Origin of the sequence: Massilia varians, assembly GCF_027923905.1 — a bacterium.
Classification (GTDB): Bacteria; Pseudomonadota; Gammaproteobacteria; order Burkholderiales; family Burkholderiaceae_D; genus Telluria; species Telluria varians_B.
The window spans coordinates 254,032-276,053 of record NZ_AP026966.1; the positions used below are offsets into that span (position 1 = coordinate 254,032).

General features: G+C 64.8%; 20 protein-coding genes and 1 pseudogene. 13 read left to right on the forward strand and 8 right to left on the reverse strand.

Translation table 11 applies throughout. The features are described from left to right. Positions 1-157: 157 nt before the first annotated feature. On the forward strand, positions 158-2,866 hold the full coding sequence (locus MasN3_RS01170) for a PAS domain-containing hybrid sensor histidine kinase/response regulator (protein ID WP_281911585.1): 2,709 nt from the start codon (positions 158-160) through the stop codon (positions 2,864-2,866). A 4-nt stretch (positions 2,867-2,870) separates the two neighbouring features. Here MasN3_RS01170 and MasN3_RS01175 read toward each other — a convergent pair whose 3' ends face one another. After that, the gene (locus MasN3_RS01175; RefSeq protein ID WP_281911586.1) at positions 2,871-3,218 is read right to left on the reverse strand and encodes a YnfA family protein; all 348 of its coding nucleotides are present in this window, start codon (positions 3,216-3,218) and stop codon (positions 2,871-2,873) included. A gap of 112 nt (positions 3,219-3,330) precedes the next feature. Between MasN3_RS01175 and MasN3_RS01180 the strand changes: the two genes are divergently transcribed. After that, positions 3,331-3,738, forward strand: a complete 408-nt coding sequence (locus tag MasN3_RS01180; RefSeq protein WP_281911587.1) for a DUF2750 domain-containing protein — start codon at positions 3,331-3,333, stop codon at positions 3,736-3,738. Positions 3,739-3,744: 6 nt separating this feature from the next. Here the strand turns inward: MasN3_RS01180 and tssG are convergent, their stop codons facing one another. The 3 genes from tssG to tssE are packed head-to-tail and all read right to left on the reverse strand — an operon-like array spanning position 3,745 to position 7,153. Then, positions 3,745-4,833 (reverse strand): type VI secretion system baseplate subunit TssG, encoded by a 1,089-nt coding sequence (gene tssG, locus MasN3_RS01185; protein ID WP_281911588.1) that lies wholly within the window; start codon positions 4,831-4,833, stop codon positions 3,745-3,747. Then, positions 4,797-6,638 (reverse strand): type VI secretion system baseplate subunit TssF, encoded by a 1,842-nt coding sequence (gene tssF / locus MasN3_RS01190; protein ID WP_281911590.1) that lies wholly within the window; start codon positions 6,636-6,638, stop codon positions 4,797-4,799. Before tssF ends, tssG begins: the two co-directional genes overlap by 37 nt. Positions 6,639-6,640: 2 nt before the next feature. Further along, complete coding sequence (gene tssE / locus MasN3_RS01195; protein ID WP_281911591.1) at positions 6,641-7,153, reverse strand: type VI secretion system baseplate subunit TssE; 513 nt, start codon at positions 7,151-7,153, stop codon at positions 6,641-6,643. Between the two features lie 167 nt (positions 7,154-7,320). On the opposite strand from tssE, the gene tssK reads away from it, so the two are divergent. The 6 genes and pseudogenes from tssK to MasN3_RS01220 all read left to right on the forward strand — a co-directional run bounded on the left by tssK (position 7,321) and on the right by MasN3_RS01220 (position 11,998). Next, positions 7,321-8,661 carry a type VI secretion system baseplate subunit TssK gene (gene tssK / locus MasN3_RS01200; protein ID WP_281911592.1) on the forward strand — a complete coding sequence of 447 codons (1,341 nt, stop codon included), beginning with the start codon at positions 7,321-7,323 and terminating at the stop codon, positions 8,659-8,661. Continuing rightward, entirely contained in the window at positions 8,658-9,947 is a 1,290-nt protein-coding gene (locus MasN3_RS01205) for a type VI secretion system Vgr family protein (RefSeq protein WP_307730397.1), read from the forward strand. The genes tssK and MasN3_RS01205 overlap by 4 nt, the downstream gene beginning before the upstream one ends. A gap of 6 nt (positions 9,948-9,953) precedes the next feature. Continuing rightward, the gene (locus tag MasN3_RS25165; RefSeq protein WP_307730398.1) at positions 9,954-10,496 is read left to right on the forward strand and encodes a type VI secretion system Vgr family protein; all 543 of its coding nucleotides are present in this window, start codon (positions 9,954-9,956) and stop codon (positions 10,494-10,496) included. Beyond that, positions 10,496-10,591, forward strand: a pseudogene (locus MasN3_RS01210) (PAAR domain-containing protein); the annotation flags it as partial. The gene MasN3_RS25165 and the pseudogene MasN3_RS01210, both read left to right, overlap by 1 nt. Before the next feature lie 7 nt (positions 10,592-10,598). Then, positions 10,599-11,111, forward strand: coding sequence for a hypothetical protein (locus MasN3_RS01215; RefSeq protein WP_281911593.1), 513 nt, complete (start codon positions 10,599-10,601; stop codon positions 11,109-11,111). Then, positions 11,105-11,998 carry a hypothetical protein gene (locus MasN3_RS01220; RefSeq protein ID WP_281911597.1) on the forward strand — a complete coding sequence of 298 codons (894 nt, stop codon included), beginning with the start codon at positions 11,105-11,107 and terminating at the stop codon, positions 11,996-11,998. Before MasN3_RS01215 ends, MasN3_RS01220 begins: the two co-directional genes overlap by 7 nt. A gap of 17 nt (positions 11,999-12,015) precedes the next feature. Here the strand turns inward: MasN3_RS01220 and MasN3_RS01225 are convergent, their stop codons facing one another. From MasN3_RS01225 to glmS, 3 genes are all read right to left on the reverse strand, one after another. Further along, positions 12,016-13,323, reverse strand: a complete 1,308-nt coding sequence (locus MasN3_RS01225) for a hypothetical protein (RefSeq protein ID WP_281911601.1) — start codon at positions 13,321-13,323, stop codon at positions 12,016-12,018. 4 nt (positions 13,324-13,327) lie between these two features. Continuing rightward, positions 13,328-14,419 (reverse strand): NAD/NADP-dependent octopine/nopaline dehydrogenase family protein, encoded by a 1,092-nt coding sequence (locus MasN3_RS01230; protein WP_281911603.1) that lies wholly within the window; start codon positions 14,417-14,419, stop codon positions 13,328-13,330. Positions 14,420-15,300: 881 nt separating this feature from the next. Then, on the reverse strand, positions 15,301-17,130 hold the full coding sequence (gene glmS, locus MasN3_RS01235) for a glutamine--fructose-6-phosphate transaminase (isomerizing) (protein WP_281911606.1): 1,830 nt from the start codon (positions 17,128-17,130) through the stop codon (positions 15,301-15,303). Positions 17,131-17,292: 162 nt separating this feature from the next. Between glmS and MasN3_RS01240 the strand changes: the two genes are divergently transcribed. After that, positions 17,293-17,763: an Lrp/AsnC family transcriptional regulator gene (locus MasN3_RS01240; protein ID WP_281911607.1), complete on the forward strand. Its 471-nt coding sequence runs from the start codon at positions 17,293-17,295 to the stop codon at positions 17,761-17,763. Positions 17,764-17,875: 112 nt separating this feature from the next. Here the strand turns inward: MasN3_RS01240 and glmU are convergent, their stop codons facing one another. Next, positions 17,876-19,252 carry a bifunctional UDP-N-acetylglucosamine diphosphorylase/glucosamine-1-phosphate N-acetyltransferase GlmU gene (gene glmU, locus MasN3_RS01245; protein ID WP_281911610.1) on the reverse strand — a complete coding sequence of 459 codons (1,377 nt, stop codon included), beginning with the start codon at positions 19,250-19,252 and terminating at the stop codon, positions 17,876-17,878. 26 nt (positions 19,253-19,278) lie between these two features. Between glmU and MasN3_RS01250 the strand changes: the two genes are divergently transcribed. The 4 genes from MasN3_RS01250 to MasN3_RS01265 all read left to right on the forward strand — a co-directional run bounded on the left by MasN3_RS01250 (position 19,279) and on the right by MasN3_RS01265 (position 21,891). Then, positions 19,279-20,172 carry a DUF6279 family lipoprotein gene (locus MasN3_RS01250; RefSeq protein ID WP_281911611.1) on the forward strand — a complete coding sequence of 298 codons (894 nt, stop codon included), beginning with the start codon at positions 19,279-19,281 and terminating at the stop codon, positions 20,170-20,172. 54 nt (positions 20,173-20,226) lie between these two features. After that, positions 20,227-20,871, forward strand: a complete 645-nt coding sequence (gene rsmD / locus MasN3_RS01255; RefSeq protein ID WP_281911612.1) for a 16S rRNA (guanine(966)-N(2))-methyltransferase RsmD — start codon at positions 20,227-20,229, stop codon at positions 20,869-20,871. Between the two features lie 222 nt (positions 20,872-21,093). Continuing rightward, a complete protein-coding gene (coaD, locus tag MasN3_RS01260) occupies positions 21,094-21,594 on the forward strand; it encodes a pantetheine-phosphate adenylyltransferase (protein WP_281911615.1) in 501 nt (166 codons plus the stop codon). 36 nt (positions 21,595-21,630) lie between these two features. Then, positions 21,631-21,891, forward strand: a complete 261-nt coding sequence (locus tag MasN3_RS01265) for a YfhL family 4Fe-4S dicluster ferredoxin (RefSeq protein WP_281911616.1) — start codon at positions 21,631-21,633, stop codon at positions 21,889-21,891. Positions 21,892-22,022: the final 131 nt, after the last annotated feature.

Consider the following 22,022-nt stretch of genomic DNA (forward strand, 5'->3'; position numbering starts at 1 on the left):
GGTTGTTAGGAAAAGTCAGTGCATGGTAGGAAGCGAACATGACTCCTTTGTGACGATTCGGTAACAGTTCCGTGACATCCGGAAAGCTTGCGACGAGCGCTCATGTATGCAGATCATGTATGCAGATATACTGCCGAGACTCAAACAGGATCCCACCATGCAGGACAGCCGTGACGCCTTCCAGGCGCTCGACCCCGCCACACTCGGCTACCAGCTCTTCGAAGCCAGCCCCGACTGCGTCAAGCTGCTCGACGCGGCGGGCCATATCGTCGCGATGAACGGCAATGGCCTGCGCGCCCTGGAACTGGGCAGCATCGACGCCGTGCGCGGCCAGCCCTGGGCCTCGCTATGGCCGGAGGCGAGCCGGGCCGAGGTCGACGCCGCGATGGCGGCGGCCCGCAGCAGCGGCGTCGGACGCCTGCGCGCGTCCTGCCCGACCGCCGCCGGCACCGTCAAATGGTGGGACGTCACGGTCAGCCGCGTCGGCCGCGACGGCCTGCTGGCGAACTCGCGCGATATCACCGACCAGGTGCGCGCCGACGCCGAGCGCGAAGGCCTGCTGGCCCAGCTGCGCAGCGCCAAACAGCGCCTGGACGACGTGTTCCGCCAGGCGCCGGCCTTCATGTGCGTGTTCAGCGGCCCGGATCACGTGTTCGAGCTGGAAAACGAACGCTACCTGCAGCTGGTCGGCGGCCGCTCCAGCATCGGCGTGCCCCTGCGCGAGGCGCTGCCGGAACTCGCCGGCCAGGGCTTCCTCGAACTGCTGGACGGGGTGTACCGCAGCGGCGAGCCGGCATTCGGCAACGATGTGCCGGTGATGCTGCAGCGCCGTCCGGATGCGCCGCTGGAGCGCCGCTTCGTCGACCAGGTCTACATGCCGTTGCGCGACCCCGCCGGCCGGGTGACGGGCATCCTGGTGCATGGCATCGACGTCACCGACCGCAAGCTCGCCGAGATCGAGCTGTACGAAAGCCGCGAACGCTTCCAGAAGATCGTCAGCCAGGCCGCCACCGGCGTGGTGCAGTTGGACCACGAGGGCCGCATCAGCCTGGTCAACCAGAAGTACTGCGAGATGGTCCAGCGTAGCGAGGCGGAACTGCTGGGCCTCAGCGTGCTCGACGTCACCGCCCCGGATTCGGTGCCGGTGACGCTGGAGGCGGTGCGCCTGCTGGCCGGCGGCGAGGCGGGCATCGTCATGGACAAGGAATACCTGCGCCGCGACGGCAGCCGGATGCCGGCCACCAGCAGCGTCAACGCGCTGCGCGGCCCGAACGGCGAATTCCAGGGCCTGGTGGCGATCGTGGTCGACACCACCGAAAGCCGGCGCGCCGCCGAGAAGCTGCGCGCCAGCGAGGAACGCTACCGCACCCTGTTCGAATCGGTCGACCAGGGCTTCTGCATCTTCGAGATGATCTTCGACGCGCAGGAGCGGCCGGTCGACTACCGTTTCCTCGAGATGAACCCGATGTTCGAGTCCCACACGAGCCTGCGCGACGCGGTGGGCAGGACGGCGCGGGAAATGATCCCGACCCTCGACGCGTTCTGGTTCGAGACCTACGGCCGGGTGGCGACGACCGGCGAGCCGGTGCGCTTCGAGAACGCGGCTCCCGCGATGGGACGCTGGTTCGACGTCTACGCCACCCGCCTGGGCGGGCCGGACAGCCGGCGGGTGGCCCTGCTGTTCAGCGACATCACGGCGCGCAAGCAGTCCGAGGAGACCCTGCGCAAGCTGGCCCGGGACCTGGAAGAAGCCGACCGGCGCAAGACCGAATTCCTGGCCACCCTGGCGCACGAGCTGCGCAACCCGCTGGCGCCGATCCGCAGCGGGCTGTCGGTCATGCGCCTGAAAGGCGACAACGCGGCCTCGGTGACGCGGGTGCGCGAGATGATGGAACGCCAGGTCGGCCACATGGTGCACCTGATCGACGACCTGCTGGACGTCGCCCGCATCAGCGGCGGCAAGCTGGAACTCAAGAAGGAACGCGCCGACCTGCGCGGCGTGCTCGCCAGCGCCGTCGAGACCAGCCTGCCGCTGATCGAGACCGGCCGCCACGAGCTGTCGGTGGACGTGCCGGCGCATGCGGTGCCGGTCGAGGCCGACGTCACCCGCATCGCCCAGGTGGTGGCCAACCTGCTCAACAACGCCGCCAAGTACACCCCGAGCGGCGGGCGCATCGGCCTGTCGCTGCGCACCGACGGCGCCGAGGCGCTGGTCGCGGTCTCGGACAACGGGATCGGCATCCCCCGGGAAGAACTGTCCTCGGTGTTCGAGTTGTTCAGCCAGGTCGGACACCACCTGGAACGCGCCCAGGGCGGGCTGGGGATCGGCCTGTCGCTGGTGCGGCGGCTGGTGGAGATGCACGGCGGATCGGTGACGGCAGCGAGCGGCGGGCCGCAGGCGGGCAGCACCTTCACCGTGCGCCTGCCGCTGGCCGAGGACGCGCAGGACACGCCGCAGCCGGCCGCCTCGGACAACGCGGACAACGCGGATGACGGCGCCGGCGGCACCCGGATCCTGGTGGTGGACGACAACGTCGACGCGGCGATGACGCTGTCGATGATCCTGGAAGCCTGCGGCCACGTGACGCAGGTGGCGCACGGCGGCAGGGAGGCCCTGGCGGCCGCGCAGGCCTTCCGGCCGCAGGTGGCTTTCCTCGACATCGGCATGCCCGGCATGGACGGCTACGACACCGCGCGCGCGATGCGCAAGCTCGACGGTCTGGAAGACATCACCCTGGTGGCCCTGACCGGCTGGGGCGCGGAAAGCGACCGCCGCAAGTCGAACGAGGCCGGCTTCGACCGGCACCTGACCAAGCCGGTGCAGCTGGACGTGGTGCAGGAGCTGCTGGCGAAGCTGGCCGCCTGAAGCCCTACCCCTGGCGCTGGCCCAGCGCGATGCAGGCGGCGCCCGTGAGCGCCAGCGCCACGCCCAGGTAATCGCTCCACACCGGCTTGATGCCGTCCACGATCCACAGCCAGGCCAATGCGGTGGCGATGTAGACCGCGCCATAGCTGGCGTAGACACGCCCGCTGGCGGCCGGGTGCAGGGTCAGGAGCCAGACGAAGACCGCCAGGCTGAGGGCCGCCGGCAGCAGCAGCCAGGCCGAGCCTTTCCCGGTCAGCCACAGCAGCGGCAGGTAGCAGCCGAGCAGCTCGGCGATGGCGGTCAGGAAGAACAGGCCGGCCATGCGGCCGAAGGGCAGGAGATCGAAGGGCATCGGGAACGCGCTTGTGGAAAACGCCCATCTTATCCTCAGTTCACCACGTGGCGCCGCCGATCCGCGATCCGGCGTATCCTGCGGGGACGGATCTTGTTTCGGCGGTGGTTACATGAGCGAGCAGACACTTTCAGCAATCAAGCTCGGCGCGCAGCAGCTGGCGGACGTGGTCACCCTGCCGGCCCGGCAGCGCTATGCGCGCTTCGTGCAGCAGGTGACGGAGTCGGGCGAAGTATGGGGACTGTACCGCGACGGCTGGGCGCTGGCCAAGGCCGACGACGGCACCCTGGTGTTCGCCATGTGGCCGGCCAGCGAATTCGCCGACCTGTGCGCGGAATACGAATGGGACGGCTACGAGCCGCAAGCCTTTGCGCTGGACGACCTGATGAGCGATTTGCTGCCCCAGCTGGAAGAGGACGGGGTATTGCCGGGCATTTTCTACACCCCGGGCGACCGCGGGCTGACGCCGACGGCCACCGCCTTGCGCATGGACCTGGAGCGCGAGACGAGCCGGCGCTGAGCGGCGCTAAAGACTGAGCTCGTAGCGCACGTCGCGCCGGTCCGCGGTCTGCAATCCTTCGACCAGGTAGGCATCCCAGCCCAGCCGCCCCGTATCCCCCTCCAGCCGCACGTTGCGCACGTCGGCCGCCAGCAGCACCAGCTCCACCTCGTACTCGAGCGACAAGCCGGTGAACATCGCCAGCATGCTGCGCAGCGCCCGCGCGGCCAGGCCGCCCGGCAGGAAATCGTTGAAGCCGGCCCGGTCCAGCGGCCCCACCACCAGGCGCAGGCGCAGGTCGCGCTGCCAGACGCGCGCGCCGGCAATGGCGCCGGCGCCGAGCACCGCATTGTCGCTGCCCAGGATGGTCTGCTGGCTTGGGGGCACGTCGTACCAGCAGCCGACGAACTGCTCGGCATGGATGCGCTGCCCAAAATATTCCGACAGCACCCGCCCCAGCTGCACGCTCGAGGCCGGGCGCTGGCGCATGACGCCGGCAAAGTAGGCGATCGACTCGTCCAGCACCGCCCCGTCCTCGGTGCCGGCCAGGCGCCGCCGCAGCGCGCCGCTGCCCAGGCCGGCCAGGCTCAGGAGCAGGGGCAGGAAGGCGTCCTGGCCGTCGAGCTGGTATTGCAGCGCCAGCCGGTACTTGCGCCAGGCGCCATAAAACAGGGCCAGCGTGCGGTTCGAGAAAGTGTCGAGGAAGGCACGCGCGCCTTCGGCTTCCGGTTCTCCCTTTTCCAGCGACTGGTGCTCGGCGATGCGCTCGGTGTAGTGCAGGGGCAGCACGCCCTGGCCGCCCAGCAGGCCCATGAAGGAGGGCGTCAGGCGCACGTACGCCAGCCTTCCCTCCTGCAGCGCGGCCGCCAGTGCCGCAGGCCCGGTATCGATATCGCGCGGCTCGGCCTGGATCGCCTCCAGCTGGCTGGCCGGAAAACCGAGCGACACCGAATTCTGGAAGCGCAGGTAGTGCGCCACCAGCTCGCGCGAGGGCTTGCCGCGCCGGCGCAGCCACAGTTCGAGCATGCGCACCGCCTGAACGTATTCGAAGCGGTAAGGCTCGCGGAACAGGCGCTCGATTACAGCAGGCTCAAATCGCCGCTGCGGGGCTGGCATGTCAATATCTCTTCTCCGGTTTTGCTCGATGCGATCACCAGCTGGGTGAAGCTGTTGGCGTGCACGTACAGCGCCAGGAAACGCTCGACCACCTGGGCAAAGGCATGGATGCCACTGCCGACAAAGGCTTCCTCGTCGATGCTCAGCCGGACTTCGACGCCGCGCACCAGGCAGGTAAAAGGATTCCCGGCCAGCCAGGCGGTGGCAGGACGCTGGGCGATCGCCTTGATGCCGCCGATCTGGCGCTGCGAGGACGGCGAACGCGGCAGGTCGTACAGCGCCAGCATCTCGCGGAAGGCATCGACGCCGCCGTCGGCCAGCGACAGGTGGTTGAGCGCCAGGTGCGAGATCAGGCGCCAGTGCGCGCCGCGTCCGCTGGCGAAGCGGTGGGAAGCCGTGGGCTTGCGCAGGAAGGCGATCGCGCGCAAGTTCGAGCCGCCCTCCAGGAACAGGTCGCCGCCTTCCTGGCCATAGCTCAAGCTGGCCGGCAGGTCGCGGTTGGTGCAGGTGAGTTCGATGTTCAGGGTATCGGTTTCCACCTCGCCCGCGTCGAAGTCGATGTCGACGATCGATACCTGGGTTTCGAAACCGGGACTCTTGTCCGCCAGCGACTCGTCGCGCCGCACCGCGTAGTAGTGGCCGGCGTCGTCCGGCATCTGCGCGTGCTTCAGCGCATAGAAGGGACGGAACTGCACCAGGGTCTCGCCCTGCGGGGTCTGGCGGATCAGGCTCAAGGACTCGATCGCATAGACCTCGTAGGCAAACGCGCGCCGCGCGTCGGCCAGCACCGGGTAGCTGGCGCTGGTATGCGTCACGCGAATCGGTTCGCCGCGCTGGCGGAACAGGTTGATCACCGGGGTGCAGCCCAGCAGCACGTTGTTGGTGGACAGGGTGCCGAGCATGCGCGCCAGGTTCGAGTCCGACCGTATGCCGCTCAAGGCCAGGTGCAGGGTCAGGGTGCGTGCGCCGGGCGGCGCATGCGCGGCCAGCGCCCGCAAGTCGATGTCGACGAAGTTGAACTTCTCGGGGAAACAAAAATATTCGGTCAGCAGGCGATAGGCCGCATGCGAGCGCGCCGGGAAGTCGATCAGCGCTTCCTCTTCGTCGAAGCCGGCCGGCTGCACCGGAATGGCCGGCAATGGCGTCCAGCGGCCGCTGTTGTCGGCTTCGACATACGCCGCGACGCCGCGCATGAAGAGCGCATCGCGCAGGGCCGCGCAGAACGAGGGTTCGCCGTCGATGAAGACGCGCAGCAGCGGCAGCGCGAGCTGGGCAATCGAACCCTGCTCGGCGGTACTGGACACGGTGAGGCTGATGCCGGAGGACGCATTGCCCGGCAGGCGCACGGCGTCGGGCGCGTCGATGATGGCCGAGAAGGCGGCGCGGGTGAGCGCCAGCGGCGCCACCGTGACCGGGTAGACCGTGCGGAAGGTGCAGGCTGCGCCGCGCACCGGGCGCGTGTTCAGCTGGGTGCCGCGCGCGATGATGCTGGTCCCCGGCTGCTTGCCCGCGCCGCCGAAATCCATGTGCGCGATCGAGCACGAGGGAAAGGGGCGCAGGTAGTGCGGATACAGCACCTCGAACAGCGCTTCCGTGAACTCCGGATAGTCGTCGTCGAGGCGTTTGGCGATGCGCGCGTTGAGCAGCGCGCAAGATTCGATCATGCGTTCGGTATGCGGGTCTTCGCACACCTCGCCGCTGATCAGGAGGCGCCCGGCGATGCGCGGATAGCGTTCGGCGAACTCGCGCAAATCGCGCCGCAGGAAGCCAAGCTCGCTCTCGTAATAGGGCAGCATCTGGTCCATCGTCACGCTCCCAGCGGCGCGCTGCGCGCTGCCTTGCCTGATGTCTTGCCGGCCTTGCTGATGCTGTATTGCAGGGTCGACGGCGTCAGGACGGCATCAAAGTTGACCGGCTCCTGCGACACGCTGGCCACCAGTACCGCCGTGATCGAAAAATTCAGCCGGTTGACCGAATCGCCGTGCAGATCGAGCATGGCGCGGATGTTGCGCAGGCGCGGCTCGTGGCAGGCGATGGTCTTCTCGATGCTGGCGCAGATGGCCGCGCGGTCGGTGGGACTGGACAGGCAGCGGTCGGCGAAGTCGTTCAGCCCGTAGGTGACCATCGAGCGGCTGCATTCGGGATAGGCCTTCAGTGCTCCGTCCGGAATGCTGGAACGCGTGTTGAGCAGGGACTCGAGGTCGCGCGCCACGGTGTCCTTCAGCTCTTCGATCGTCAAGCGCTGCGCCGCGTTCTTGCCTGGCCCGCGGTTCGGCATGCCCAGCAGGCGGTCGAACAAGCCTGGCGTGTATCCCTTCATCAGCTTCCCCTCTCAGCCTTGCCTGTGGACGGCAAAAAACGAAATCCGATGTTGCCATGGCAGGCAGCGCCAACCTTTGATCAACTTCACATGGCAACCCTTTCCAGTTGTTATGGTTTCGCGGGTAGGGTCCACCAAATTCGACAAAACCTTGAGGGAAGGCAGAGATGACTACCAAAGTTCTCTGGGGCGAAGGCCTGTTATTGCGTCCACAGCACTTCCAGCGGCAAGACCACTATCACGAGCAATGCCTCCACAAGAGCATCAAGGCCGTGCACCCCTACGCCTGGGGCGTGGAGGCGCTGCAGGTCGACCGCGAGGCGCTAGCCAACAGCGTGCTGCGGCTGCTGTCCCTGGCGGTGCGCTTCCAGGACGGCGAGCTGGTCGACGCGCCGGACGTCGATGCGCTGCCCGAGACGGTGGACCTGAGCCTGCTGCCGCCATCGCAGCAGACCATCACCTATTACGTCGCCCTGCCCGGCATGAAGCCGTTCAGCGGCAACTTCACCCCGCCCGGGCAGGCCAGCAACACGGCGCGCTTCGTGCAGGCAAACCAGGAAACGCCCGACCTCTACACCCAGGCCGCGCCGGTGCAGCTGTCCTACCTGAAGAAGTCGGTGCGGCTGGTGTCGGAGGCGGAGCCGCGCGACTCCTACATCCACTTCCCGCTGCTGCGCCTGCGGCGCGCCTCCACCGGCGGCTTCGAGATGGACGAGAGCTTCGTGCCGCCGACACTGTCGACCGGGGCCGCGCCGGTGCTGTTCCAGCAGTTGCGCCGCCTGCTCGATGCGCTGCAGGCCAAGACCGCCGCCCTGTACGGGCACCAGCGCGAGCCGAGCCGCAACGTGGTGGAGTTCCGTTCGGGCGACATGTCCTCGTTCTGGCTGCTGCACACGGCCAGTTCCGCCTATGCGACGCTGACCCACCACTTCAACCATCCGGCCCTGCACCCGGAGCGCCTGTACGAGCAGCTGCTCGACCTGGCGGGTGGCCTGATGACCTTCTCCAAGAGCTGGCTTCTTTCCGATTTGCCGCCCTACCAGCACAACAACCCGGGACCATCGTTCGCCAAGCTGCATGCGATCATCCGTGAACTGCTCGACACGGTGATCTCCTCGAAATACTTCGCGATCGCGCTGAGCGAGGTGCGGCCGTCCTACCACATCGGCGCCCTCGATTCGGGCAAGATCGACGAGCGCACCACCTTCTACATCGCGGTCTCGGCCGCCATTCCCGCGGTGGAGCTGGTGGACGTGGTGCCGCTGCGCTTCAAGGTCGGCGCGCCGGACGATGTCGAGAAGTTCGTGCTGTCGGCGCTGCCGGGCGTGCGGCTGCAGTACGCGCCGCAACTGCCGGCGGCGGTGCCGGTGCGTCCCGAAACCTGCTACTTCGTGCTGGAGGCGAAAGGGCCGATGTACGAGCGCATGCTCAAGGCCCAGTCGATCTCGATCTACGTTCCGGCCGGCCTGAAGGAGCTGCGGCTGGAGCTGCTGGCCGTCGCCGCATGAACGGCCCTCTGGGCATCTTTGGCACAGGGCTGAGCCAGCACGCGCGGCTCATCACGCTGGCGAGCAGCCAGGAAAGCGGCCTGCCGGAATCCCTGGCCGCGGAAGCGTTCAGCGGCCTCGAGGCGGTCAACGCACTGTTCGCCTTCGACATCGATGCGCTCAGCACCTCGACCGACCTCGACCTGGGACCGTTCATCGGCGAAGAGCTGAGCATCGGGCTGCTGCAGCCGGATGGATCGCGGCGCATGTGGCATGGCCTGTGCACGGCGGCCTCCTGGCTGGGCGCGGATGGCGGCGTGGCGCGCTACCGCCTGCGGCTCGAGCCGGCGCTGTCCATGCTGGCGCTGCGGCGCGACAGCTACCTCTTCCAGGACAAGAACGTCCGCGACATCGTCTGTGAATTACTCGCGGATTATCCACAAGTGCGCTTTGATTTCGACATCACGCAGGAGCTGCTGCCGCGCACGGTCTGCACCCAGTACCGCGAGAGCGATCTCGATTTCTTCACGCGGCTGCTGGCATCGGAGGGCCTGAACTGGCGCTTCGAGCACGACCAGGCAGAGGATGCGGGAGAGGGCGCGCACGGCCAGGCAAAGCACCGGCTGATCGTGTTCGACAGCAGGGCGATTGCACCTGCCACGCCGGGCGGCGAGGTCCTGCGTTTTCACGGCGTGCGCGCTACCGAGCAGGATGATGCAATCGACGGGTTCCGGGCGCGCCGCACCGTACAAGCCAACAGCGTCGCCATCAGCAGCTGGGATCCGGCGCAGCTGCTGGCGCCCGCCTACGAACATGCCTCGCACCTCGACGCGGGGAACCTGCCGGCGCTGCACCTGTACGACGGCAGCGGGGAACGCATCGCCACCGGGCGCGGCGCGGCCGATACGCACAGCGAATTGATGCTGCAGGCGCTGGAGCTCGATAACAAGGTGTTCGAGGGGACCGGGGCGGTGCGCAGGCTGGCGGCAGGGCATGCGTTCTACCTGAGCCATCATGACCGTTATCCCGACGGCGAGAATGCCTTCAAAGTGCTGTCGGTGCGCCACGAAGCGCGCAACAACTTCCGGACCGGCGTCCCCGGCGCCGTCTCGGCTGGTGTCGAGCATGGCACCTACCGCAATACGTTTTCCTGCGTGCGCGAAGTGGTGCCGCTCGTTCCCCGCATGACAGCCCCGCCGCATCGCACCACGGCGCCGGGGCCGCAATGCGCCCTGGTGGTCGGGCTGGCGGATGCGGTATCGACCACCAACCGCGATCACCAAGTCCGGGTGCAGTTCGCCTGGTAGCGGCGCATGCGTCCGAACCCGGGCGGGACGGCACACAACACGGACGGCAAGGGCTGCGCGCCGGGGAACGAGAGCTCCGGCACCTGGGTGCGCGTGGCCGAGGCGCTGGCCGGGCCGAACTGGGGAACGGTGTTCACGCCGCGCATCGGCACCGAGGTGCTGGTGGACTTCATCGAAGGCGATATCGATCGCCCCGTCATCGTGGCGCAGCTCTACAACGGGGTGGATCTGCCGCCGTTTTCGGCCGGCGTCGATTCCGGCGCCAACCATGCGGGCGTGCTGTCGGGGATCCACACCCGCAACTTCGACGGCAGCGGCTACAACCAATGGCAGATCGACGACACGGCCGGGCAGCTGCGCATGCGCTTGGCGAGCAGCGTCGGGCTTAGTCAACTCAATCTGGGTTACCTGATCCATCAGGAGCCAGGCACCGCGCAGCGTGGCACTTATCGCGGCAGCGGCTTTGAACTGCGCACCGATGCCTGGGCGGTGATTCGCGGTGGAGAAGGTGTGTTGTTGTCGACGCGTGCACGGCCTGCACTACCCTGATCATCGACGGTAAACCAGCCGCCCGCCACGGCGACAAAACCGCCTGCGGCGCCACCCTGATCGCCGGCCAACAAGCAACGATCGACAAGGTCTGAGACCAACATGACAACAACTACAATGACACCGGCACGCTTGCCTGCCGAGTGGTTCAAACTGGGTGCGATCTTCATCACGATCTTCATTGCCTGCTGGGCCATCGCGCTATGGTATTGGCGCCGGACGGATCACAGTCCCGGAACCGGTGAACTGGCACTGGGCCTGCTCGTTTTCCCTCTGGGTGTCCTGTTCGCGTTATGGGGCAGCCAGAAAGCCATTGTGGCGCGTGCCGCGTCCATCCCAGCGAGTAGCTCCAAGCCCGCTTCCTCCACGCCGCGCGCTGATGCGGCACCAGGCACGCCAGTGCTGGCCATCCTCGCCACGGCACTGCGCTCCCCGCACGGCAGCTCTGCCGAAGAACTCGCCAGCGCCATCGCCGATAACGAAGCGCGCGCCGACCTGGACAAGGAGCTCGTCGATGACAACGGGTTCCCGGTCATGACGGCACGCAGCGACGATGCGCATGACGAGCGCTGCAGGACGAGATCGCCGACTGGCTGTCGAGCCAGGGCTTGCTAGTCCATCTCTCCGAAGAACAATGGCGTGCACTCACGCTCGCTAGTGGTGTAACGGCCGAACTCGGCAGCATCGCCGCGAGCGACTTGCTGCCCTGCGAGGAAAACCTGCCAACGCTCCAGCTCAGCTTGATGCTGCCCATGGATTGGCCGGCCGACATCCGTCGCGCGGCGACCATGTGGATCAAGCGTACGGTTAGCCAGTACGGCTGGCCGGAAGCCGGCATCGCCGTCCCTGAAGCGCCTGAATACGATCACACTTCGCCGGCAAGCATCGTCACGCGACTGATGCCAGGCACATCAGAGGGTAACGCCCCAACGGTGGCCCTCGTCATCGCCTGCGCTTCGCTGATCGGACAGGAAAGCGTCGACCGCCTGGCGGCGCAGTCGTCCCTGTTCACCTCCTCGCAATCAGGCGGCCAGATTCCTGGCGAAGGCGCTGCCGGATTGCTGTTGATCGACCTGAAACTGGCGCATGCCTGCGGCGCCGAGTTCAGCTTGCTCGACCCCATCACCGAGCGCCGCCGCGACACCTCGGCCGACGACAGCAAACGCGTGGATGCAAGCCTGCTGCTCGCGCTGGTCGAGCAGGCAAGCAAGGCGGCTGCAGTGGATATCTCCCAGATCAGCATGGTTGTCGCGGACACCGCGCACCGCCCCAACCGCGTACTGGAACTGATGGGCCTGAGCGCGCCGGCGATCGCGCAAGTCGATGCCGCGGACGACATCGTCCGCGTCGGTCTCGGCAGTGGAAGCTGCGGCGCCGTGCCTTTCGTGACGGTGCTGGCACTGGCACGGCACTATGCGCTGGAGCGCGGCGCGCCGGTCCTCTGCATCGGCAACGAAGATCCTTACCTGCGCACTGCGGCCCTGGTGCGTCTCCCGGCATAAGCCGCCGGGAGTCGCGATCAGGTCGTGAGCGAATTCACCACCAGCTTGCGCTTGCCGTTCGGCGCCAGCGGAATGTCGCTTTCTTCCTGCAGCGAGATGTCGAAGAAACCGCCCCAGCGGCGTTGCTGGGCATCCAGCACGAAGGCGCGCTGTTCGTCGTTCAGGCTGCCGTGGCGCGGCACCACCGCCAGCGTGATCTCGCCCGCCTTCTTCTGGCGCACCTGGTACAGGCGCACGAAGTCCCAGGTGACTTCGTCGATGACGATCGACAGCCCCGGAATGCGCTTGCCGGAGCGGTCGACCAGGTATTCGTGGCCGCGGCCATCGATGCCGGCGCAGCGGCCGTCAGCATCGATCAGCCCGTAATCATTGGTCCGGTAGCGGATCAGCGGCATCACGTCATTCCACAGCGAGGTCCCGACGATCTCGGGCCGGTCTCCATCCATGCGGTTCTCGTTCCACCCGTACAGCGGCTGGAACTGGTAGTCCGAGGTGCCGCGATCATCGACCTGCAGGAAGGCCAGGTTGGTTCGTTCCGACAAACCATAGTTGAGCGACACGGGCGCACGGAACAGCCGGCGCATCGATGCGAGCTGCGCCGGCGTCGCCGGTTCGGAAGCCAGCAGCACCGCCTTTACCTGTACGTCGAGTTCCCCGGCATCGACCAGCTCGGCCAGTGCCGTCACCGAGCTTGGGTAACCGTGCACATATTCTGGTTGGAAGCGCTTGATTGCTTCCACGATGGCAGCCTTGTGCTGTTCATGCACGTGATAGGGCGACAGCATCAGACGGTTGCCGACCACGCGCGCCGGTTCTTCGTGGGCCAGGCGGCGCGCGTCGGCGCCGATGCGCAGGATGCGCGACTTGTCGAAAGAAAAGCCGAGCTTGCCCCATTCATGGGTAAAGAAGGCTTTCTCGATGTCGGCCAGGCGCTTGGTGCGCCACAGGCCGATACCCTGTCCGGACGAGCCGCCGCTGGTTGCATACATCAGCTTTTGCGGATCGAGCCGGCGGTCGAGGAAGTCGCGCTGCTGCGACATCACGTCTTCCTTGGCCAGGAAGGGGAAGGCCGCCAGCACGTCCTGCACCGGCTCGTTGTTCGCCTCGTCGATGCTCAGTTTCACGGTGCGCCCGTAGTAGGGCACGTGCTCGAGGGCATGGACCAGGATCTTGCGCAGGCGCTGCTGGGCCAGTTCGGCAATCGCGGCCTGGTCGCGTGCCAGCATGTCCTGCACGCTGAAGAAGTCCGGGTGGTACAGCACGCGGCTCGGGATGTAGCGGCGCCAGGCGTAATAGGGTTTGGCGAGCAGGTCGTGGATGCTCATGGCCTCACCCGTTGAGTACGCGCTTGAACTCTTCCGGCGACTTGTCGCCCAGCCCGAGCTTGTCCAGGGTCCGTGCCTCGGCGGCGAAGTCGCGGTCCAGCAGGCCGCTGGCGATGACGGTCAGGGCGTCGGCGGTCGGCGTCGGCACGTTCATCAAACGGCCGATCGAGGACAGCAGCGCCAGGCCCATCGGCACGTCTTCGGTGATGAAACGCGTCTGCAGGGTGGCCGGCCCCTTCGGCCCGCCCTCGCGCGCATAGCGGCGGAACACGGAGATCGACGGTTGCGACAGGTCTTCCTCGTTGCGGAACTTGCACTCGTCAAAATAGGGCGAGGGCTTGCCGCCGGTGGCGGCGATGACCGCGTTCTTCTCGGCATCGAGCTTGTACAGGAGGTTCAGCACCGAGGGCGTGAAGGCTTCGCGGTACATCCAGAATTCGCCTTCCGCATGCTCGATGCGGCTGGCCGACAGCAGGGTGCCGATGGTGTGCACGATCAGGTTCGGATTGTGCATCGCGGACTCGACCACGTTGGTACGGGTCGCGACATAGGTCGGGAACAGGCGCGCGGCGCGTTCCAGCCCTTCGGCGGCGCGCTCGCGCGGCAGGAAGGCCAGGGCGTTGCGCGTGTTGCGGAACAGGACGTTGACGACGCCCGGCTCGACGATGCGCGCGTCGTAGGGCAGGCTTTCGCCTTCCGCCAGCAGGAAGGCTTCCTTTTCCTGGTAGGGCAGGAAGTAGCAGGACCCCATGTAGCCGGGCGCCAGCAGCACCAGCTGGTGCGCTTTCAGATAAGGGCCGATCAGCGCGGCGATCTCGGCATGGCACTGGGTCTGGGTGGTGATGATGATCGCGTCCGGCGTCTCGGCGAACGCCTCGTCGACGTCGCGCGTGGCCAGGGCAATCGATGCCGTGCTGGTTTCGCCGCCTTTGGGATTGCTGATGAGTTTGATCGTGCGGGTTTCGCGCACGATATCGAAATTCTGGTCGTGCAGCGAGTGCGAGGTTTTCAGCAAGGCGACCCGGTGCCCGTCCTGTGCAAGGATCGCGCCGAGCGCGCATCCCGCATTGCCTGCACCTACCATTAACACATTCATGCGTCCTCCATTGGACCGGCCCAAGCGGCACAACGCGGCGAGCGTCAGTGCCAGGTCCACCAGAGGCGGCGGCCCGGTCATCGGGTTCATCAAGGCGGCAACAGCGTCATGGAATGTCGCGCAAACGCTTCCCCAGGAGAAGTCGCAATGCCTCTCTGCGTCACCGCACGAATCGAAAATTATCAAACGAGCACGAATATGGGCTGCTCATCGATGAAATTAAGATAAGTTTGTTTAATTGGGAAGTCAACCGAATTCCCGCTTGGGTGAGGCTGCAAGAAGCGCACAGATCGTCAACAAAGAACACATTTGCCGATTATTAACAATCTTTAGTGCAACTTTCCAATTGAAGGTTTGGCCGTTGTTTCGCTCTGCAGGTAGGGTGGAGGCAGACAGCTGAGCAGTAACACGCGGCATCGTTCATCTGCGTGAACGTGTCTTTGTGAAGCGCGGCAGCAGGATTTAGGAAACGGCACCCATACACATCTTGTTACACTTTTGCTCATGTTTTGGCAGCGTCCACATGTGCTGTGCTTCACCCAACCAACTTGCTAATGAGAAAAATGGCGGGGTAGTATATGAACACCTTCTTATGTCCTGCCCATCCATGTCCACTTCCACGCCTTGCGTTTTCTGCTCACTTTCTCAAGAGCGAATAATCGACAGCAATGAATTGGCAATGACGATCCGGGACGCTTATCCCATAACGCACAGGACACGTGGTGCCGCTGGACGAAGGATATCGGCGGATTCTTCAGGAACGCTCCCCAACTCCCCCGGATGCGGCGGCGACGGCAGCCTGAGCAGCGCCGTTGCTGTTGCGAAGTGGCTCATCACGAGCCACCACTCGTCGGCGATGCCGGAAAAATAAGCCGACCCGCTTACTCCACCGTCACCGACTTCGCCAGATTCCTCGGCTTATCCACATCAGTACCACGCGCCAGCGCGGTGTGATAAGCCAGCAGCTGCAGCGCCGCCACGTGCAGGATCGGCGACAGGTCGCCATAGTGCTCCGGCAGGCGGATCACGTGCAGGCCGTCGCCCGAGGTGATGCGCGAGTCGACGTCGGCGAACACATACAGCTGGCCGCCTCTAGCGCGCACTTCCTGCATGTTCGACTTCAGCTTTTCCAGCAGCGCATCGTTCGGTGCGATCGTGACCACCGGCATCTCTTCGGTCACCAGCGCCAGCGGGCCGTGTTTCAATTCGCCCGCCGGATAGGCTTCGGCGTGGATGTACGAGATTTCCTTCAGCTTCAGCGCACCTTCCAGGGCGATCGGATAGTGCATGCCGCGGCCCAGGAACAGGGCATTTTCCTTGCGCGCGAATTCTTCGGCCCAGGCCATGATCTGCGGCTCCAGCGCCAGCACCGAACCCAGCGCGACCGGCAGGTGGCGCATCATCTTCAGGTGTTCGGCTTCTTCGGCGTCGGTCAGGCGGCCGTTCACTTGCGCCAGGGTCAGCGTCAGGAGGAACAGCGCGGCCAGCTGGGTGGTAAAGGCCTTGGTCGAGGCCACGCCCACTTCGACGCCGGCGCGGGTGATGTAGGCCAGCTTGCATTCGCGCACCATGGCGCTGGTGGCGACGTTGCAGATGGTCAGCGTGTGCGGCATGCCGAGGCTGCGCGCGTGCTTCAGTGCGGCCAGGGTATCGGCGGTTTCGCCGCTCTGCGAGATGGTCACGACCAGGGTCTGCGGGTGCGGCACGCTGTCGCGGTAGCGGTATTCGCTGGCGATCTCGACGTTGACCGGGAGCTTGGCGATGCATTCGATCCAGTACTTCGCGGTCAGGCCGGCGTAGTAGCTGGTGCCGCAGGCCAGGATCAGCACGCGGTCGATTTCCTTGAACACGCCATAGGCGCCGTCGCCGAACAGTTCCGGCATGATGCCGGTCACGCCTTCCAGGGTGTCGCCGATGACGCGCGGCTGTTCGAAGATTTCCTTCTGCATGTAGTGGCGGTACGGGCCCAGCTCGGCCGCGCCGGTGTGGGCGTGCACGGTCTTGACTTCGCGCTCGACCGGACGTCCTTCGCTATCGACGATCCAGTAGCGCGCCAGCTGCAGGTCGACCACGTCGCCTTCTTCAAGGTAGATGATCTGGCTGGTGGTGCCGGCCAGCGCCATCGCGTCCGAGGCCACGAAGTTCTCGTTCTCGCCCACGCCGACGATCAGGGGCGAACCCTGGCGCGCGGCAACCACGCGGTGCGGCTCTTCGCGCGAGAACACGGCGATGGCATAGGCGCCGTGCAGGCGCTTGACGGCCTGCTGGACGGTGTCGAACAGGTCGCCGTTGTACATGTGGTCGACCAGGTGGGCGATGACTTCGGTGTCGGTCTGGCTGGTGAATTCGTAGCCGAGGCCCTTCAGTTCGGCACGCAGCTCGTCGTGGTTTTCGATGATGCCGTTGTGGACAAGTGCGATGCGGGCATTGGTCTCGCTCGGCGAGAAGTGCGGGTGGGCATTGTGCGAAGCCGGCGCACCGTGGGTGGCCCAGCGGGTGTGGGCGATGCCGGTGAAGCCGTCGAGATGGGCTTCGCGCACCTGCTCTTCGAGCTCGGCCACGCGCGAGGTGCTGCGCGCACGGGTCAGTTTGCCATCGAGGTGCACGGCCACGCCGCAGGAATCATAGCCCCGGTATTCGAGACGCTTCAGGCCCTCGATCAGGACTGGGGTGATATTACGCTTGGCAACTGCACCGACGATACCGCACATGGTTGGACCTCATCTAAAAGATTTGCAATGAAATCTATCGTAGAGCAACACTGTTGAAATAAGCTTTCAGAATTCAGTAGTATTTGATAGATTATTTCATGCTCCTAAAAGCATGAAATTTTCTTTCATTTACGGCTAATTTATTAATTTTTATTTCACTCGATGTCAGAACAACCACTTCTTGACGAGCTAGATCGTCGCATTCTGAATACATTGCAGACTGATGCATCGCATACGAATGCGGAATTGGCGGAACTCGTTCACGTCTCCCCACCAACCTGTTTGCGCCGGGTGAAACAGCTGACCGACAGCGGCGTTATCGAGCGCCAGGTGGCGATCGTGAACCCGGCCAAGGTCGGCGCACGCCTGAGCGCCATCGTCGAGATCACGCTCGACGTGCAGGCGGCCGAGCGCATGGACGAGTTCGAAGCCCTGGTGGCGCAGGACGCCGCGGTCCTGCAGTGCTACCGCGTCAGCCCCGGGCCGGATTTCGTGCTGATCGTGCAGGTGGCCGACATGCCGGCCTACCACGCGCTGGCGCACCGCCTGTTCACGGCGCATGCCAACGTGCGCAACGTGAAAGCCTATTTTTCCACCCATCGCTCCAAGTTCGACACCCGGATCGCCGTGTAAGGCCTGTGGATAACTTTGTGGATTGGCACTAGGAGAAGCACAGGATAAGCATGTGATTAGCCTGTGTTTATCCTGTGTCTTTCCTGTTGTTATCCTGTCGATACCCGGTGGATTACTTCTTCGTTTTCACGGGACGCGACCAGCCTTCCACCGTCAGCTGCTTCGATCGCGAAATGGTCAGCTTGCCTGCCGGCGCATCCTTGGTCAGCGTCGTGCCCGCTCCCAGCGTGGCGCCTTTGCCCACCGTCACCGGCGCCACCAGCTGGCTGTCGCTGCCGATGAAGGCGTCGTCCTCGATCACGGTGCGGAACTTGTTGGCGCCGTCGTAGTTGCAGGTGATGGTGCCGGCGCCGATGTTGACGCGCGAACCGACCGTGGCATCGCCGACGTAGGCCAGGTGGTTGGCCTTGCTGTGCGCGGCGACCTGGCTGTTCTTGATCTCGACGAAGTTACCCACATGGACGTCCTCGCCCAGCTCGGTACCCGGGCGCAGGCGCGCGTAGGGGCCGATCTGCGACTTGTCGCCGACTACGGCATCCTCGATGTGGCAGAAGGGCTTGATCTGGGCGCCGGCGCCGATCTTCGCGTTGACCAGCACGCAGTGCGGGCCGACCGTCACGCCGTCGGCCAGTTCCACGCGGCCTTCGAACACGCAGCCGACGTCGATCACGACATCGCGGCCGCACACCAGTTCACCGCGCACGTCGATGCGGGCCGGATCCATCAGGGTCACGCCCTTTTCCAGCAGCGCGTTGGCGATGTTCAGCTGGTGGCGGCGCTCGAGCTCGGCCAATTGCACTTTGCTGTTGACGCCGGCTACTTCCCATTCCGCGGAAGGGTGGGCCGACACGACCGGCACGCCGTCCGCGACGGCCTGGGCCACGATATCGGTCAGGTAGTATTCGCCCTGGGCATTGTTGTTCGACAGCGCCGCCAGCCAGCGCTTCAGATGGACGGTCGGGATGCACATGATGCCGCTGTTGATTTCGCGGATCGCGCGCTCGGCTTCGCTGGCGTCTTTTTCTTCGACGATGCGCACGATGCTGCCGTTCTCGCGCACGATGCGGCCCAGGCCGAAGGGGTTGGCCTGCTCGACCGTCAGGATGGCGAGCTTGTCCGTACCGGCGGCCTCGACCAGGCGGCCGAGCGATGCGGCCGTCGTCAGCGGCACGTCGCCGTACAGCACCAGGGTCGGTACGTTTTCATCGAGCTCCGGTACGGCCTGCATCACCGCGTGGCCGGTGCCAAGCTGCGGCTGTTGCAGGGCGGTGTCGATGCGGATGCCGGTTTGCTCGGCCAGTTTGCCCACCATCTCGGGCACCGCTGCGCCTCCATGGCCGTAAATGACGCATAATTTACTCGGCGATAAGCTGCCGGCGGTATCGATGACGTGCCGCAACAGCGGTTTCCCCGCCAATGGATGCAGGACTTTCGGCAGCGCAGACTGCATGCGCTTTCCCATGCCGGCGGCAAGGATTACAACGTTCATAAAGCCGTCCTCAAAAAGTTGATAATATGAAAAATTTTATCACGCCGGACTCGGTGTTCCGGCGCACTATTGCGTTATGCCTGATCGCACTGTTCGCCCTCGTCGCGGGCTGCAGCTCCGTGCGTTTTACTTATAACCAGGGTGATACCTTACTGTATTGGTGGTTGGATTCCTACGCCGATCTGGAAGGCCAGCAGGCCGACATTGCCAAGCGCGACATTGACAAGTTGTTCCAGTGGCACCGCCAGACCCAGCTGCGCGACTACGCGGCACTGCTCGGCACCATGCAGAAGGAACTTGCCGGTAACCCGACCCAGGCCGACCTGATCGGCATCTACAAGGAAATTCGTGTCCGCGGCGAGCGGCTGGCCGCCCGCGCCGTGCCGGAAATGACCACTCTCGCACTGTCCATCAAACCGGAGCAGATCGCCGATATCGAACGCAAGTTCATTTCAAAAAACGCGGAGTATCGCAAGAAATTTGTTGAAGGCAGTGTCGAGAAGCGCCAGCGTGCCCGCTACAAGAAGGCCATGAGCCAGCTCGAACTCTGGTTCGGCGGTTTCAACAATGAACAGGAAGCCATCCTGCGCAAGGCATCCGACGCCCGCCCGCTCGACAGCGACATCTGGCTGGAAGAACGCGTCTGGCGCCAGCGCCGCATCCTCTCCTTGCTGCGCAAGTTTCAGCAGGAAAAGCCAAACCGCGAGCAGGCCACGGCCCAGATCACGGCGATGCAGCGCGAATTCTTCGGCCGCACCGAATCGCCCGAGCGCAAGGCTTTTTACGACAATTATCTCGATCAGACCACCAAATTCATGCTGACCGCGATCCGCATCGCCACGCCGGCGCAGAAGAAGCACGCGCACGAGCGCATGCAGGGCTGGATCAATGATTTCCAAGCTTTGGCATCTGGCAAATAGCGCCATGAAACAAGGCCGGGCAGGGCGGGGCGCCAGGGTGCTATAGTGCCGCCCATGCAAAAGAAGTCCTCCAAACCCTCCAAACCAGCCCATGGGGCTCCCCGTCTGGCGCCGCGCCAGGTGCGCATCATCGGCGGCGCCTGGAAGCGCGCCCTGCTGCCGGTGCTCGATGCCGACGGCCTGCGCCCGACGCCGGACCGCGTGCGCGAAACCGTCTTCAACTGGATCAACCACCAGCTCGGCGGCGACTGGGACAGCGCCAGCTTCCTCGACCTGTTCGCCGGCTCCGGGGCCCTCGGTTTCGAAGCGGCCAGCCGCGGCGCGGCCTCGGTCACGATGGTCGACAGCCATGGCGCGGCGGCGCGCCAGCTGGAAGCCAACCGCGACAAACTGAAGGCCGGCAATGTGAAGGTGCTGCGCGCCGACGCGCTGGTGCTGGTCAAGGACCTGGCCGCACGTGGCCAGCGCTTCGACGTGATCTTCCTGGATCCGCCCTATCAGCTGGGACTGCTCACCCAGATCCTGCCGCTGTGCCCGGCCATCCTGAATGAAGGCGGCCTGGTCTTTGCCGAGACGGGAGAAGCCTTGCCGCTGGACGCCGAACTGCCCGACTGGCTGGCCGGCTGGGAGGCGATTCGCGCCGACAAGGCCGGCATGGTCTATTACTACCTGCTGAAATTGAACCAGGCCGATACCTGAGCGTCCCGCGGCGATAAAACCTGCACAAAGATTGGGCAAAAACCGCCCCAGGCTGGGGCGGTTGCCGGATTTTCAGGCATAATGCGCGTTCTAACAGCGAGGGTGTGAAAAACCGGCACGGCAAGGCGCCGAGTCGAAGACAGTACGCTAGTACGGCGAGACGAGGCAACGCCGCCGTGGCGGAATTTTCATACCCTCAGGATGATTCTCCAGGGAGCCGCAATGGTTGTAGCCGTATATCCAGGTACTTTCGATCCGCTCACGCGCGGGCACGAAGATTTAGTGCGCCGCGCATCGGGTTTGTTCGAGCGCCTGGTAGTAGGTGTAGCCGACAGCAAGAACAAGAAACCCTTCTTTTCGCTCGACGAACGTCTGGAAATCGCCAACGAGGTGCTCGGCCATTATCCGAACGTGCAGGTCGAAAGCTTCTCCGGTCTGCTCAAGGATTTCGTGCGCCAGCATGATGCGCGCGTGATCGTGCGCGGCCTGCGCGCGGTGTCGGACTTCGAATACGAATTCCAGATGGCGGGCATGAACCGCTATCTGCTTCCCGATGTCGAAACCTTGTTTTTGACCCCTTCCGACCAATATCAGTTCATCTCGGGCACCATCGTGCGCGAGATCGCCATGCTGGGCGGCGACGTATCGAAATTCGTGTTCCCATCGGTGGACCGCTGGCTGCAGAAGAAAATCGCCTCCATCAAGGCGGCCCCCGCGGCCTGACCTAGCAATAACCCGCAGCAAGGAACGAGCAAGACCATGGCACTGATGATTACCGACGATTGCATCAATTGCGACGTCTGCGAACCCGAATGCCCGAACGACGCCATTTCGATGGGCGCCGAGTTCTACCAGATCGACCCGCACAAGTGCACCGAATGCGTCGGCCATTTCGAACAGCCGACCTGCGCGGAACTGTGCCCGGTCGCCTGCATTCCCCTCAACCCCGAGTGGCGCGAAACGCGCGAGCAGTTGCAGGCGAAATATGAACGCCTGACTGCCACCAAGCTAGAGACCTGATCCCCAAGCCGGCTGTTCCGCCGGCTTTTTTTATGGTTCTTCGCGGGGAATGGGGGAAGACGGGGTTGACGATCTAATCGGGAGGTGGTGGCGGTGGCCTGATGTTGGTAGATTGATAGTCGCCAAACAAA

What these genes read in the sequence shown, in the direction of transcription:
- MasN3_RS01170 (WP_281911585.1), top strand. Translation starts at nt 158, where the DNA reads ATGCAGGACAGCCGTGACGCCTTCCAGGCGCTCGACCCCGCCACACTC.
- MasN3_RS01175 (WP_281911586.1), bottom strand. Translation starts at nt 3,218, where the DNA reads ATGCCCTTCGATCTCCTGCCCTTCGGCCGCATGGCCGGCCTGTTCTTC.
- MasN3_RS01180 (WP_281911587.1), top strand. Translation starts at nt 3,331, where the DNA reads ATGAGCGAGCAGACACTTTCAGCAATCAAGCTCGGCGCGCAGCAGCTG.
- tssG (WP_281911588.1), bottom strand. Translation starts at nt 4,833, where the DNA reads ATGCCAGCCCCGCAGCGGCGATTTGAGCCTGCTGTAATCGAGCGCCTG.
- tssF (WP_281911590.1), bottom strand. Translation starts at nt 6,638, where the DNA reads ATGGACCAGATGCTGCCCTATTACGAGAGCGAGCTTGGCTTCCTGCGG.
- tssE (WP_281911591.1), bottom strand. Translation starts at nt 7,153, where the DNA reads ATGAAGGGATACACGCCAGGCTTGTTCGACCGCCTGCTGGGCATGCCG.
- tssK (WP_281911592.1), top strand. Translation starts at nt 7,321, where the DNA reads ATGACTACCAAAGTTCTCTGGGGCGAAGGCCTGTTATTGCGTCCACAG.
- MasN3_RS01205 (WP_307730397.1), top strand. Translation starts at nt 8,658, where the DNA reads ATGAACGGCCCTCTGGGCATCTTTGGCACAGGGCTGAGCCAGCACGCG.
- MasN3_RS25165 (WP_307730398.1), top strand. Translation starts at nt 9,954, where the DNA reads ATGCGTCCGAACCCGGGCGGGACGGCACACAACACGGACGGCAAGGGC.
- MasN3_RS01215 (WP_281911593.1), top strand. Translation starts at nt 10,599, where the DNA reads ATGACAACAACTACAATGACACCGGCACGCTTGCCTGCCGAGTGGTTC.
- MasN3_RS01225 (WP_281911601.1), bottom strand. Translation starts at nt 13,323, where the DNA reads ATGAGCATCCACGACCTGCTCGCCAAACCCTATTACGCCTGGCGCCGC.
- MasN3_RS01230 (WP_281911603.1), bottom strand. Translation starts at nt 14,419, where the DNA reads ATGAATGTGTTAATGGTAGGTGCAGGCAATGCGGGATGCGCGCTCGGC.
- glmS (WP_281911606.1), bottom strand. Translation starts at nt 17,130, where the DNA reads ATGTGCGGTATCGTCGGTGCAGTTGCCAAGCGTAATATCACCCCAGTC.
- MasN3_RS01240 (WP_281911607.1), top strand. Translation starts at nt 17,293, where the DNA reads ATGTCAGAACAACCACTTCTTGACGAGCTAGATCGTCGCATTCTGAAT.
- glmU (WP_281911610.1), bottom strand. Translation starts at nt 19,252, where the DNA reads ATGAACGTTGTAATCCTTGCCGCCGGCATGGGAAAGCGCATGCAGTCT.
- MasN3_RS01250 (WP_281911611.1), top strand. Translation starts at nt 19,279, where the DNA reads ATGAAAAATTTTATCACGCCGGACTCGGTGTTCCGGCGCACTATTGCG.
- rsmD (WP_281911612.1), top strand. Translation starts at nt 20,227, where the DNA reads ATGCAAAAGAAGTCCTCCAAACCCTCCAAACCAGCCCATGGGGCTCCC.
- coaD (WP_281911615.1), top strand. Translation starts at nt 21,094, where the DNA reads ATGGTTGTAGCCGTATATCCAGGTACTTTCGATCCGCTCACGCGCGGG.
- MasN3_RS01265 (WP_281911616.1), top strand. Translation starts at nt 21,631, where the DNA reads ATGGCACTGATGATTACCGACGATTGCATCAATTGCGACGTCTGCGAA.